12 protein-coding genes are annotated in these 12,544 nt (G+C 70.0%); 7 read left to right on the top strand and 5 right to left on the bottom strand.

The genetic code is table 11. The features are described from left to right. Positions 1 to 16: 16 nt before the first annotated feature. The 5 genes from QF027_RS33020 (at position 17) to QF027_RS33000 (ending at position 5,276) form a co-directional block, all read left to right on the top strand. The gene (locus tag QF027_RS33020) at positions 17 to 952 is read left to right on the top strand and encodes a cellulose-binding protein (RefSeq protein ID WP_069765577.1); all 936 of its coding nucleotides are present in this window, start codon (positions 17 to 19) and stop codon (positions 950 to 952) included. Between the two features lie 305 nt (positions 953 to 1,257). Continuing rightward, positions 1,258 to 2,226, top strand: coding sequence for an ABC transporter ATP-binding protein (locus QF027_RS33015; protein WP_306976255.1), 969 nt, complete (start codon positions 1,258 to 1,260; stop codon positions 2,224 to 2,226). A 2-nt stretch (positions 2,227 to 2,228) separates the two neighbouring features. Further along, a complete protein-coding gene (locus QF027_RS33010; protein WP_306976256.1) occupies positions 2,229 to 2,999 on the top strand; it encodes an ABC transporter permease in 771 nt (256 codons plus the stop codon). A 112-nt stretch (positions 3,000 to 3,111) separates the two neighbouring features. Continuing rightward, a complete protein-coding gene (locus QF027_RS33005; RefSeq protein ID WP_306976258.1) occupies positions 3,112 to 4,404 on the top strand; it encodes an ABC transporter ATP-binding protein in 1,293 nt (430 codons plus the stop codon). Next, complete coding sequence (locus QF027_RS33000) at positions 4,401 to 5,276, top strand: ABC transporter permease subunit (protein ID WP_306976260.1); 876 nt, start codon at positions 4,401 to 4,403, stop codon at positions 5,274 to 5,276. Before QF027_RS33005 ends, QF027_RS33000 begins: the two co-directional genes overlap by 4 nt. Positions 5,277 to 5,280: 4 nt before the next feature. Here QF027_RS33000 and QF027_RS32995 read toward each other — a convergent pair whose 3' ends face one another. Then, positions 5,281 to 5,622, bottom strand: coding sequence for a hypothetical protein (locus tag QF027_RS32995; protein ID WP_037721485.1), 342 nt, complete (start codon positions 5,620 to 5,622; stop codon positions 5,281 to 5,283). Positions 5,623 to 5,845: 223 nt separating this feature from the next. On the opposite strand from QF027_RS32995, the gene QF027_RS32990 reads away from it, so the two are divergent. Beyond that, on the top strand, positions 5,846 to 6,874 hold the full coding sequence (locus tag QF027_RS32990; protein WP_306976263.1) for an LLM class flavin-dependent oxidoreductase: 1,029 nt from the start codon (positions 5,846 to 5,848) through the stop codon (positions 6,872 to 6,874). Positions 6,875 to 6,960: 86 nt separating this feature from the next. Here the strand turns inward: QF027_RS32990 and QF027_RS32985 are convergent, their stop codons facing one another. Further along, positions 6,961 to 7,353 carry an SCO5389 family protein gene (locus tag QF027_RS32985; protein WP_007384741.1) on the bottom strand — a complete coding sequence of 131 codons (393 nt, stop codon included), beginning with the start codon at positions 7,351 to 7,353 and terminating at the stop codon, positions 6,961 to 6,963. A 255-nt stretch (positions 7,354 to 7,608) separates the two neighbouring features. On the opposite strand from QF027_RS32985, the gene nucS reads away from it, so the two are divergent. Next, positions 7,609 to 8,292, top strand: a complete 684-nt coding sequence (nucS, locus tag QF027_RS32980; protein WP_306976267.1) for an endonuclease NucS — start codon at positions 7,609 to 7,611, stop codon at positions 8,290 to 8,292. Between the two features lie 72 nt (positions 8,293 to 8,364). Here the strand turns inward: nucS and QF027_RS32975 are convergent, their stop codons facing one another. The 3 genes from QF027_RS32975 to QF027_RS32965 form a co-directional block, all read right to left on the bottom strand. Beyond that, positions 8,365 to 10,881 carry an ATP-binding protein gene (locus QF027_RS32975; RefSeq protein ID WP_307078768.1) on the bottom strand — a complete coding sequence of 839 codons (2,517 nt, stop codon included), beginning with the start codon at positions 10,879 to 10,881 and terminating at the stop codon, positions 8,365 to 8,367. Positions 10,882 to 11,111: 230 nt separating this feature from the next. After that, positions 11,112 to 11,435, bottom strand: coding sequence for an STAS domain-containing protein (locus QF027_RS32970; protein ID WP_031040714.1), 324 nt, complete (start codon positions 11,433 to 11,435; stop codon positions 11,112 to 11,114). 151 nt (positions 11,436 to 11,586) lie between these two features. Beyond that, positions 11,587 to 12,435, bottom strand: a complete 849-nt coding sequence (locus QF027_RS32965; RefSeq protein ID WP_307078766.1) for a 3-hydroxyacyl-CoA dehydrogenase family protein — start codon at positions 12,433 to 12,435, stop codon at positions 11,587 to 11,589. Between the last annotated feature and the right edge of the window lie 109 nt (positions 12,436 to 12,544).

Raw genomic sequence — 12,544 nt, 5'->3', positions numbered from 1 at the left:
ATTTGACAGGAACCCCATGAGCGACACTTCCCCCTACGGCTTCGAGCTTGTGCGGCGTGGGTACGACCGCGCTCAGGTGGACGAACGGATCTCCAAGCTCGTCTCCGACCGTGACAGCGCTCTTTCCCGCATCACCGCCCTGGAAAAGCGCATCGAGGAGCTCCATCTCGAGACGCAGAACGCCCAGGCCCAGGTCTCCGACGCCGAGCCGTCGTACGCCGGCCTCGGCGCGCGTGTCGAGAAGATCCTCCGCCTCGCCGAGGAGGAGGCCAAGGACCTGCGCGAGGAGGCCCGTCGCGCGGCCGAGCAGCACCGCGAACTCGCCGAGTCGGCGGCCCAGCAGGTCCGCAACGACGCAGAATCGTTCGCTGCGGAGCGCAAGGCCAAGGCCGAGGACGAGGGCGTCCGGATCGTCGAGAAGGCCAAGAGCGACTCCTCTCAGCTCCGTCAGGAGGCGCAGAAGGACGCGCAGCAGAAGCGTGAGGAGGCGGACGCCCTCTTCGAGGAGACCCGCGCCAAGGCCGCGCAGGCCGCCGCCGACTTCGAGACCAACCTCGCCAAGCGCCGCGAGCAGTCCGAGCGCGACCTGGCCTCGCGTCAGCAGAAGGCGGAGAAGCGTCTCGCGGAGATCGAGCACCGCGCGGAGCAGCTGCGCCTGGAGGCCGAGAAGCTGCGCACCGACGCCGAGCGCCGCGCCCGCCAGACGGTGGAGACCGCGCAGCGCCAGGCCGAGGACATCGTGGCCGACGCCAACGCCAAGGCCGACCGCATCCGTTCGGAATCCGAGCGGGAGCTTGCGGCTCTGACGAACCGTCGCGACTCGATCAACGCCCAGCTGACGAACGTCCGCGAGATGCTCGCCACGCTCACGGGCGCCGCGGTGGCCGCCGCCGGCACCCCCGCCGACGACGAGCCGATCTCCCGTGGGGTTCCGGCCCAGCAGTCCCGGTAACACCACCTGACGGCACATCAAGGGCCCGCACCTTCTCCCCCGACAGGTGCGGGCCTTTGGCGTGTCCGGGGGCTACCGGTGCACGTCGGGAACCCGCCCTGCCCGGCCGTACGGCGGGATGTTCCTCCTGCTGGGGCGGGCGTCCCGCACCGCTCGGACTCAGCCGCGCACCGGTCGGGAGTCTCGCCGACCCCGCGCCGTGCGCTGTCCTCCACCTCCCGGGTGGCGCATTCTTGCCCTTCTCGTCTGTCTCCGTTTGCCCACACGATTGGCATCTGACGAACCCCGCACCTAGCGTGGTCCGCATGATCGAGCTAGCGGGCCTGACGAAGCGGTACGGCGAGAAGGTGGCGGTCAACAACCTGACCTTCAGCGTCAGACCGGGCATCGTCACGGGCTTCCTCGGTCCCAACGGCGCCGGCAAGTCGACCACCATGCGCATGATGCTGGGCCTGGACCGGCCCACCGCCGGGGACGTCCGCATCGACGGCAAGCACTACGACCAGCTCAGGGACCCGCTCACGTACATCGGCGCCCTGCTGGACGCCAAGGCCATGCACGGCGGGCGCAGCGCCTTCAACCACCTGCTGTGTCTCGCGCAGAGCAACGGCATCCCGAAGAAGCGGGTGCACGAGGTCCTCGACACGGTCGGTCTCACCGCCGTCGCGAGGAAGAAGGCCAAGGGCTTCTCGCTCGGCATGGGCCAGCGGCTCGGCATCGCGGGCGCGTTGCTCGGCGATCCGCAGATCCTGATGTTCGACGAGCCGGTCAACGGGCTCGATCCCGAAGGCATCCACTGGATCCGCAATCTGATGAAGTCCCTTGCCGCGCAGGGCCGTACGGTCTTCGTCTCCTCCCACCTCATGAGCGAGATGGCGCTGACCGCCGATCACCTCGTCGTCATCGGCCAGGGACGGCTGCTCGCCGACACCTCCATGGCCGACTTCATCGCGCAGAACTCGCGCTCCTACGTCCGTATCCGCACTCCGCAGCGCGAACGGCTGCTCGACGTGCTGCACGCGGCCGGGGTGACCGTCGTGGAGACCGGGAACGGCACACTGGAGGTCGACGGAAGCAAGTCCGAGTACATCGGTGAGCTGGCCGCGCAGCACCAGCTGGTGCTGCACGAGCTGAGCCCCCAACAGGCCTCCCTGGAGGAGGCGTTCATGCGGCTGACCGCGGAGTCGGTCGAGTACCACGCCCACACCGACACACCCGTCGACGCACCGCTGCCGCCCCAGCAGCTGTGGGGCGACGGCTGGAAGGGGAACTGACCATGGCGGCGACCCAGGTCATCCGCTCCGAGTGGACCAAGATCCGGTCGGTGGCCTCCACGGTGTGGACGCTCTCCCTCGCCGTGGTCGTCACCATCGGGCTCGGCATCCTGATCTCGGCCCTGTCGAAGAACGAGTTCGACAACATGAGCCGCGAGGACAAGCTCTCGTTCGACCCGACTTTCATCAGTTTCGCCGGGATGAGCCTCGGACAGCTCGCGATGATCGTGTTCGGGGTGCTCGTCGTCTCGAACGAGTACAGCACCGGCATGATCCGCACCTCGCTGGCCGCCGTGCCTCAGCGCGGCAGCTTCCTGGTCAGCAAGATCGCGGTCGCCACCGGGCTGTCGCTGGCCGTCGGTCTCGTCACCAGCTTCGTGACGTTCTTCCTCGGGCAGGCGATGCTCGGCTCGCACCGGGCGGAGATCGGTGACCCGGGCGTGCTGCGGGCCGTGATCGGCGGTGGCGTCTACATGACTCTCATCGCGATGTTCTCGATGGGCGTCGCCGCGATGCTGCGCTCGCCGATGCTGTCGCTGGGCATCCTGATGCCGTTCTTCTTCCTCATCTCCAACATCCTCGGCAACGTCTCGGCCACCGAGAAGATCGGCCGGTTCCTGCCCGACCAGGCCGGCAGCAGGATCATGCAGGTGGTCACCCCGATCGACGACGACACTCCCTACGGCCCCTGGGGCGGGCTCGGGATCATGGCGCTGTGGGTGGCGGCGGCGCTGATCGGCGGTTATGTCCTGTTGAAGAAGCGGGACGCGTGACGCGCTGAGCCTTTGCTTTCATTTGAGCGGAACCGTCAGCGCCCCGATAAGCTCCTAACCCTTACGGGGGGCGTGTGCCCCGCTGTCCTGAACCTTGCGATGGGTGCGGAGCATGATCGAGGCAGTCGGCCTGACCAAGCGCTACGGCGACAAGACCGCTGTGTACAACCTTTCCTTCCAGGTGCGTCCCGGTACCGTCACCGGCTTCCTGGGCCCCAACGGCTCGGGCAAGTCGACGACCATGCGGATGATCCTCGGGCTGGACAACCCCACCTCGGGGCGGGTGACGATCGGCGGCTACCCGTATCGCAAGCTGCCGAACGCGGCCCGGCAGGTCGGTGCGCTGATCGACGCCAAGGCCGTGCACGGCGGGCGGGCGGCCCGTAACCACCTGCTGTGCCTGGCCCAGCTGTCCGGGATCCCGGCCCGCAGGGTGGACGAGGTGCTGGGCGTGGTGGGCCTCCAGGACGTGGCCAGGAAGCGTTCCAAGGGCTTCTCTCTCGGCATGGGGCAGCGTCTCGGGATCGCGGCCGCGCTGCTCGGCGACCCCCAGGTGCTGCTCTTCGACGAGCCGGTCAACGGGCTCGACCCCGAGGGCATCCTGTGGGTGCGCAACCTCATGAAGGCGCTTGCGGCGGAGGGCCGTACGGTCTTCGTCTCCTCCCACCTCATGAGCGAGATGGCGCTGACCGCCGACCACCTCATCGTCATCGGACGCGGGCAGCTGCTCGCCGACATGAGCATCCAGGACTTCATCGCCGCGAACTCCGCGGGCTTCGCGCGAGTGCGGACGCCGGACACCGAGCCGCAGCTGCGCGAGAAGCTGTCGGCCGCGATCACGGAGGCCGGCGGGCACGTCCTGCCGGAGCAGGACGGGGCGCTGCGGGTCACGGGGCTGGCCCTCCCCCGCATCAGCGACATCGCGCACGACACGGACGTACGCCTGTGGGAGCTGTCGCCGCACCAGGCCTCGCTGGAGGAGGCCTACATGCGGATGACGCAGGGCTCGGTGGACTACCGCTCGACCATCGACCAGAAGGCGGGCCTGATGCAGCCCCTCCCGCCGGGCGCGCAGCCCCCCATGCCGGTCCCGGGCCAGGGGCAGCCGGGCTGGTACGCCCCGCCGCCGCCCCAGCAGGGCGGGCAGCCGTTCGCAGGCCCGCAGGCCCAGGTGCAGACGGGCCCGTACGGCGGTCCCGGCGCCGGCATGCCCCATCCGTACGCCCAGGCGGGCCCCGCGGCTTCCCAGGGCCAGGCTCAGCCGCCGGTCCAGGCTCCCGCGGCTCCGCCCTCCGACGCCCCGCCCGCGCAGGCCCCGCCCGGAGGAGCCCTCCCGGCCGCACCCGTGCCGCAGCCGCAGGCCTCCGCTCCCGCCACCCCGACCCAGCCCGAGGACGTCCGATGAGCACCCCGCAGCCCTCGATGCCGCAGGCCCAGGCCGCCGTGCCGAACCGGCAGGCGGACGGGCCGTCGTATCCCGGCTACACCTCACCGATTCCCGTCGTGCGCACCCATCTCGGGAACGCCATCGCGTCGGAGTGGACGAAGATCCGGTCGGTGCGGTCGACGATGTGGACGCTGGGCGTGTTCGTGGTGCTCAATGTCGGGATCGGCCTCGCGGTCGCCGCGCTGCTCGCAGCCAACACGTCCCAGGAGAGTCTGCGGGACGAGAACCCGCTGTCGTTCGGCTTCTTCGGGCTGCTGCTCGGCAGCATGTGCGTCATCACGCTCGGTGTGCTGACCACGGCCTCGGAGTACGGCACCGGAATGATCCGTACGACGATGGTCGCCTGCCCCTCCCGCGGCCGCGTCCTCGCGGCGAAGGCGGTCGTGTTCTTCGCCGTCGCCTTCGTGACGACCCTCGTCTCGGTCCTCGTCGTCGCCCTGGCGGACGTGGCCCTGCTGGACGGAGCCCGGACTCCGACCGGCCAGGAGTGGCTGAAGGGCACCTTCGGCATCTCGCTCTACATCGCCCTGCTCGGCCTGTTCTCGCTGATCATCGGATCGATCATCCGGCACTCGGCGGGCGCGATCACCATCATGATCGGTATCGTGCTGGCCCCGCTGGTCATCGCGCTGTTCATGTTCTCGCCGTCCCTGGAGGGCCTGCGCCAGGCGCTGTTCGAGTACTCCATCCCGAACCAGCTCAGCGTGTTCTACTCCAACTCCCTCACCGAGACCGGCCCTTCGGGCTGGGACCCGCTGTGGATCATCATCGGTGTGACGGCCGCGGCGTTCGCCTGCGCCTTCGCCCTGCTGGAGAAGCGGGACGTCTGATCCCCTAGAACCTCGGCGCGTTACGGGACCGCTGCACCCGCGTGGTGCGGCGGTCCCGCGCGTTCCAGCACGCCTTGTGCCAGTGTCTGCGCTCGTCGACACCTGAGTGGTCCGGCCAGGCCACGACGTGCGGGACACCGTCCGGGATCATCTGGTCGCAGCCCGGACAGCGGTACGTCTTGCCCTGCGCGCTCGCCCCTGCCACATGCCGGACGTTCCAGTCCTCGCCCTGCCAGTGCGTCGAGGACTGGAAGCCGCCATAGCGGCCGGAACGGTCGTCCTCGGCACTCCGGCCGGCCGAGTCCGACGAACCGGAACCCTTGGGTCGGTTGCGACGCGGGGACACAGGACACCTCACGGGGCTATACAGGGAGCAGGGACCGTGTCCAGCCTACGCGGCACGAGGCGGGGTACGCGTAGGGCGCCAACCCCCACAAGTGCCCCTTCGGGGCGACCCATTCTGAAGACAATCGGCAAATCTCTCCGCCAGGCCGTGTCCTCGGCACGTGTCAGACGGTTATGCCGGGTGGGGGAGCTCCGTGTCGGAGCCAAGGAAGCAGGAAAAGCACATGCACGTGGGAAGTTTCGTGTTGGCGGCCCAGTTCCCGGGGCAGGGCCAGGGGGAGGCGCTGCACCGCGCGGTCCGCTCGGCCGAGGTCGCTGAGGAGGCCGGACTCGACGCGGTCTGGCTGGCAGAACACCACTTCGTACCGTACGGCACCTGCCCGTCGGCGATCACCCTGGCGGCCCTGCTGCTGGGCCGCACCCGCCGTATCCGCGTCGGCACCGCCGTGAGCGTGCTGCCCACGGTCCACCCCGTCGCCCTCGGCGAACAGGCCGCGCTGCTGCACATGACGAGCGGCGGGCGCTTCTCGCTGGGCGTGGGGCGCGGCGGTCCGTGGGTCGACCTGGAGGTGTTCGGGTCGGGTCTTCAGGCGTACGAGAAGGGGTTCCCGGAATCACTCGATCTGCTGGTGCGCTGGCTGCGCGAACCCTCCGTCGGAGCCGACGGCGAGCGTTTCCGCTTCCGCGAAGTGCCCGTCGTACCACGGCCGTCGGAGTCGCTCACGGAAGCGGACGGCCCCGAGGTGATCGTCGCCTGCACCTCCCCCGCGAGCGTCCGGCTGGCCGCCGAGCGCGGGCTGCCGATGCTGCTCGGGATGCATGTCGGGGACGAGGAGAAGGCGGAGATGGTCGCCCTGTGGCGCAGGCAGGCGCGCACCGCCGGACACGCGCCGGAGAAGGTCCTGAACGCGCCCCATGTCTCGGCCGGCGTCTGCCAGATCGCGGACCGGCGCACGGACGCGGTGGAGGCCCTGGTGAAGGCGATGCCGGGCTGGCTCAGGCAGGGACTCGGCGCCCATGTCACGGTCGACGGCCGGGCACGGCAGATGCGCGATCCGGTGGCCTACACGGAACTGCTCTGCGGGCTGCACCCGGTGGGGACCCCGCGGCTGTGCGCAGACCGCCTCGCGGCGACCAGCGAACGGACGGGTGTCTCCCGCTTCGCCCTGCTCGTCGAGGGCTCGGGAGATCTGGCGGCAACCGAGGAGAACGTACGGCGGCTGGGTGCGGAAGTGCTGCCGCATCTGACCTGAAACGGAACAGCCCTGTCCGGCGGGAGCTTGCCGCCCCGGTACTGATGCACCTCCCGCGTACGGAGCGGCAAGCAAGCGGCGCCGCGTCAGCAGTCCCGGAACTCCGGAGACTGGTTCAGCAGCTGACTGCGCACCGAGGTGAAGCGGACCAGCGTCTCGTCGACCGAGGAGTCCAACGGGAACACCGCCACCCGATGGCAGTTCTGGAAAGCCAGCCGCACACCGAAGTGCCGCTGAAGCGCGCCGCGTATCGCGTCACTCGCAAGCGCACGCAGCAGCTGACCGCGTGCCTGCTCGTCCGGCGGGGGCGTCTGGTTGTCGGCGAAGTTGCCGCCGTCGACCTTCAGCTGGGCCACCAGGGAGCTGATCATCTCCCATGCGTAGGGCAGGGAGGTCCGGACGCAGTCGACGAATTCCGCTTCGTCGACCTCGCCTCGCTCGGCCTTCTCGAGTAGGGCCGGTGAGACGTCGAGCGACATGGGTTCTCCTCTCGCACCCCCGATTGCGCAGGGGTTGCCGGACAGATGAGGGAGTTCGCGCTGCCGGACACGCTCAGTACACGCCTCGCGACCTCCCGTTTACTACGGTAGGCAACCGACGGTGACGGCACCAGGAGAATGCGAACAAAGAGCACTCCCAACAGGCCCACAATCGGCCACAAGTGAACAGGGTTTCTCCACAGCCTTACGGGCCGAATCGCGTGGACATGCGCCCGTCGAGTAGCGTTGCCGACCATGCGTCTCGTCATTGCCCGGTGTTCCGTCGACTACGCGGGCCGGCTCACCGCCCACCTGCCCTCGGCCCCCCGTCTGATCCTGGTGAAGGCCGACGGCAGCGTCTCCATCCACGCCGACGACCGGGCCTACAAGCCCCTGAACTGGATGTCGCCGCCCTGCACGTTGAAGGAGGAGACCGGGGGCTTTCCCGAGGGCGCCGTGGGCGTCTGGACCGTCATCAACAAGGCGGGCGAGAAGCTCATCATCACGATGGAGGAAGTTCTCCACGACTCCTCGCACGAACTCGGCGTGGATCCTGGCCTGATCAAGGACGGCGTGGAAGCGCACCTTCAGGAGCTGCTCGCCGACCGCATCGAAACGCTCGGCGACGGCTACACCCTGATCCGCCGCGAGTACATGACGGCCATCGGCCCCGTCGACATCCTGTGCCGGGACGCCGACGGCCAGACGGTCGCGGTGGAGATCAAGCGGCGCGGCGAGATCGACGGCGTCGAGCAACTCACCCGCTATCTCGACCTGTTGAACCGGGACCCTCATCTCGCCCCGGTCCGCGGCATCTTCGCCGCCCAGGAGATCAAGCCCCAGGCCCGTGTCCTCGCGACCGACCGCGGTATCGGCTGCCACGTCATGGACTACGACGCGCTGCGGGGCATCGAGGACGACAAGCTGCGGCTGTTCTGACAGCGCCTCTTCTACGACGACGAAGGCCGGGTCCGCTTCTTGGACCCGGCCTTCTGGTGTCGCCCGGTGTTTCTAGATGACCGCACCACTCGGAGAGCTCACGGTGCTGCTCTGCGGGGCACTGGCGGAGCTGCTGGTCTCCACCGGGGTGGTGGAGGCGGGGCCGCTGGCCGAGTCGGAGGTGGAGGGCTCGGTCGTGGGTGTGCTCGACGGAGTTTCGGACGGCGTGGTCGGCGTCGGGGTGGGTGTCGGTGTACCGGACCCCGTCGGTGTGGACGGTGTCGACGGCTTCGTCGTCGACGGCTTGGGCGTCGTCGGCTTCGGCGAACTCGGGGTGCCGCTCCCCGGGCGCTGCGTCCCGCTCGGCCTGTCCGACGGCTCCGCCACATCCGTAGGCGTCGGATCGTCCGAAGTCCCGTACGTCCCGTCGGGCCCCGGGTCGGTCGGACGGGACGTCGCCGTGCCGGTGTCACCGGGGTTGTCGTCGTTCTTCGGGACGTCGGCGCCGAGGTTGCCGTCGTCGATGCCGACGCTGGCCGACGGGTTGACGCCCACCTCGTTGGACGGGGAGTTCGGGTCGTTGTCGGAGGTGGCGCCCAGCGTCACGACCGTGCCGAGCACCGCGACCAGCAGCGCACCCGCGCCGGCCGCGACGAGATTGCGCTTGGCCAGGCCCTTGAGTCCGCCCCGGGCCTTGCGCGAGGGCGCGGGCGTGGAGGGCGAGCGGTGGACGACGATGGTCTGCGAGTCGGCCGGCGGCTGGAGCGGCGGGAAGGCCGCGGGGACTCCCCCGGGCGGTGAAGCGGACTCGTCGTACCGGGCGTCGGGAATCTCCTCGCCCGCCATCGCGCCGAGGCCGGCCAGGCCGGGCGCACTGCCGTCCCGGTCGGAGACCAGGGCGAGGGCTCGGCGGCCCGCGACGGTGCCGCGCTTGTCGGCGAGGGCGCCGCGCAGGCCGATGGAGGCCTCCAGTTCGGCGCGGGCCCGGTCGAGCTGTCCGCCGCAGAGCGCGAGGATGCCGAGCTCGTGGTGGAAGTAGGACTGTTCGGACACCTCGCCGGCCAGCCGGGAGGCCTCGGCACCGGCCCGCAGCGAACGCTCCCAGGCCCCCCAGTGGCCGCCGGCGGCGAACGCGGGCGCCGCTGTGCGGGCCAGCTGCACGGTGGCGGCCTCCTCGCCCTCGGCGGGCGGGGTGGTGGCCGGGACCAGGACGGCCAGGGCGGCGAGCAGGGCGTCGGCCTCGGCGCACACCCGCTCGGGGGTGACCGAGGGATGTCCGGCCCACCAGCCGTAGTGCTGGGCGGCGGTGAGGGCGCGGGTCTCGATGTCGTCGCCGTATCCGGCGGCTTCCAGCTGGGCGAGGACACCGGCGGCGAGCCGGTAGCGGGAGCCGACCGGGGAGACCAGACCGCAGTCCGCGAGCTCGCCGAGTGCGGCGTCCGCGTGGGTGTCGCCGACCAGGGCGGGCAGGTGCGCCTGGTGGGGCACCTCGCCGCCGAGCGCGACGGCGAACCGCAGGGTGGCGCGCGCGGACTGGCTCAGCCGGGACGCGAGCAGCGGGGCCGGTGCCGCGGCCTCGCCGAGCGCGGGCAGGGGCATCTCCTCGCCCTCGTCAGGGGTGAACGGGGCGTCCACCGGGGCCGCGTCCGCGAAGACGCCGAACTCGTCGACGGCGTTCGCCCCGGCCCGCAGCCGGTCGCGCTGCCTGAGCAGAGCACCCGCCTGGACGAAGCGCAGGGGCAGCCCCTCGGACTCGAACCAGAGGTCGCCCGCCCAGTTGGACTCCTCTTCCGTCAGCACCCGGCCGACGGAACGCTCCAGGAGCTCCACACCGTCGGCGCGCTCCAGGCCGCTGAGGAAGATCTCCTCGACGGCGGAGTCGGCCGAGGGCGCGGGCACGTCGGGCGTCGCGCCGATCACGAACGCGCACTCGGGGGTGGCGTCCAGCAGTTCGTCGAGGGCCGCGCCGCCGAACTCGATGTCGTCGAGGACGACGACCGCGCCGACCTCCCTCACGCAGGAGAGCAGTTCGTCCCGGTCGGGGCGGTGCAGGGGCGCGTTGAAGACGGCGTGGAAGAGGTCGTACAGCAGCTCGCTCGCCGTGCGGTTGAAGCCGGTGAGGCGGACCACTCCGTCGGGGGCGAGATCCGCGCAGTCCTCGGCGACGAGGTCGAGGAGGCTGGTGCGGCCGGAGCCGGCGGGGCCGGTCAGGCGTACCGAGCGGCCGCGGGCGAGCAGCCGCACGAGTCGTTCGCGTTCGTCCTGGCGGGCCAGGAGCGACAGCGCGGTGCGGGTCGGTCCGGGCGGGACGGGCGGGCGGGCCGCCCGGTCCACCTCCGCGCGTTCGGCGGCGCTGTACCTCTCGGGTCGTCCCGGCCGCTCGCCGGGCGGGCAGGCCTCTATCTCGCTGCCGTCGACGGGGTTGACGGTGAGCAGGAAGTCACCGGCGACGAGCTGCACGGTGCGGGCGAGCGCGGGCGAGTGCTGGCCGAAGTCCGGTGTGAGGGAATCCCTGGGAGGCCGCTGACGCGGCGAGCCACCGTCGTCGTCATGGCCGTACTCCTCGGGTCCCCGGTTGTTCGGGTCCATAGGTTCAAGCCCCCCAAAAGCGTCTCGTGTGCCGTCAGTGGCCCCTCCCGGCCTGCAGCACACTGCGCTGTCGCTTCTGGTCCGGGCCCGCTGGAAGGGATGCAGACAGCGGGCGACCGAACCCTAAACCTTCGCACAGTATCTACGACAGCCCGGGGTCCCGCGCCGTCCGAGACGTCACAGTCTCGTGAGGATTGCGCGCGGGATACGTTTCGCCTGGATGGCCGGGGTCACACGCGGGGCAGTGACTCCACCCCGATGCCACCCTCGATCGCCAGGATCCGGTGCAGTCGGGTGGCGACCAGGAGGCGCTGCATCTGCGGAGGTACGTCGCGCAGCACCAGTCGGCGACCGCAGCGACCGGCCCTGCGGTGCGCCCCCATGATCACCCCGAGCCCGGTGGCGTCCCAGGAATCCAGCTCGGACAGGTCGAGCACCAGATCGCCGACTCCGTCGTCGACGGCCGAGTGCAGGACCGTACGGGCGTCCGCCGCGCTGCGGACGTCGAGGCGGCCCCCGACGACCAGCTCGGCGTGGTCGCCCCTGATGTACATATGCGCTCCCCGTGAGTGCGTGTAGTACTCCACGAATCTGATGTCCAGTGATGACACCTCTGACTGCGTTGGGCGGTCGAAGGTTGCCGTCTGTAAGCGAACCGATACCGAATTCACCCTCGGGTGTGAAACCTGAGGGGCTTGTGCGGTTTCAGTGCTTGTAGAAGCCCTGCCCGCTCTTGCGTCCGATGTCACCGGCGTCCACCATCCGGCGCATCAGCTCCGGCGGGGCGAACTTCTCGTCCTGGGACTCGGTGTAGATGTTGCTGGTGGCGTGCAGCAGGATGTCGACGCCGGTCAGGTCCGCCGTGGCGAGCGGTCCCATGGAGTGGCCGAAGCCCAGCTTGCAGGCGAGGTCGATGTCCTCGGCGGTCGCGACGCCCGACTCGTAGAGCTTGGTCGCCTCGACGACGAGGGCGGAGATGAGACGGGTGGTCACGAACCCCGCCACGTCCCTGTTCACGACGATGCAGGTCTTGCCGACCGACTCGGCGAACTCCCGCGCGGTGGCGAGGGTTTCGTCGCTCGTCTTGTAGCCGCGGACCAGCTCGACGAGCTGCATCATCGGCACCGGCGAGAAGAAGTGCACGCCGACGACGCGCTCCGGGCGCTCGGTGGCCGCCGCGATCTTGGTGATCGGGATCGCGGAGGTGTTGGAGGCCAGCACGGCGTCCGCGCGGACGATCTTGTCGAGCGTGCGGAAGATCTCGTGCTTGACTTCGAGCTTCTCGAAGACGGCCTCGACGACGATGTCGGCGTCGGCGGCCGCGTCCAGGTCGGTGGTCGCGGTGATCCGGGCGAGGGCGGCGTCGGCGTCGTGCGCCTCCAGCTTGCCCTTGCTCACGAACTTGTCGTACGAAGCCTTGATGCCGTCGGTGCCACGCTTCAGCGCTTCGTCGGTGACGTCCCTGAGGACCACGTCCCAGCCCGCCTGGGCGGAGACCTGGGCGATACCGGAACCCATCAAGCCGGCGCCGATGACGGCAAGCTTCCGTGCCACTGTTGCGACTCCCCTTTGAAACGCCTTACACCCTGTTTACGTTGCCTCTTCGGCGGACCCTAGCGCTCGTGAGGTGCTGTGTGACCGGTTAGTAATGCGCGTCACGTCT

Source organism: Streptomyces canus (genome assembly GCF_030816965.1).
Taxonomy (GTDB): Bacteria; Actinomycetota; Actinomycetes; order Streptomycetales; family Streptomycetaceae; genus Streptomyces; species Streptomyces canus_E.
This window is presented reverse-complemented; position numbering and strand designations above follow the sequence as displayed.

What these genes read in the sequence shown, in the direction of transcription:
- QF027_RS33020 (WP_069765577.1), top strand. Translation starts at nt 17, where the DNA reads ATGAGCGACACTTCCCCCTACGGCTTCGAGCTTGTGCGGCGTGGGTAC.
- QF027_RS33015 (WP_306976255.1), top strand. Translation starts at nt 1,258, where the DNA reads ATGATCGAGCTAGCGGGCCTGACGAAGCGGTACGGCGAGAAGGTGGCG.
- QF027_RS33010 (WP_306976256.1), top strand. Translation starts at nt 2,229, where the DNA reads ATGGCGGCGACCCAGGTCATCCGCTCCGAGTGGACCAAGATCCGGTCG.
- QF027_RS33005 (WP_306976258.1), top strand. Translation starts at nt 3,112, where the DNA reads ATGATCGAGGCAGTCGGCCTGACCAAGCGCTACGGCGACAAGACCGCT.
- QF027_RS33000 (WP_306976260.1), top strand. Translation starts at nt 4,401, where the DNA reads ATGAGCACCCCGCAGCCCTCGATGCCGCAGGCCCAGGCCGCCGTGCCG.
- QF027_RS32990 (WP_306976263.1), top strand. Translation starts at nt 5,846, where the DNA reads ATGCACGTGGGAAGTTTCGTGTTGGCGGCCCAGTTCCCGGGGCAGGGC.
- QF027_RS32985 (WP_007384741.1), bottom strand. Translation starts at nt 7,353, where the DNA reads ATGTCGCTCGACGTCTCACCGGCCCTACTCGAGAAGGCCGAGCGAGGC.
- nucS (WP_306976267.1), top strand. Translation starts at nt 7,609, where the DNA reads ATGCGTCTCGTCATTGCCCGGTGTTCCGTCGACTACGCGGGCCGGCTC.
- QF027_RS32975 (WP_307078768.1), bottom strand. Translation starts at nt 10,881, where the DNA reads ATGGACCCGAACAACCGGGGACCCGAGGAGTACGGCCATGACGACGAC.
- QF027_RS32970 (WP_031040714.1), bottom strand. Translation starts at nt 11,435, where the DNA reads ATGTACATCAGGGGCGACCACGCCGAGCTGGTCGTCGGGGGCCGCCTC.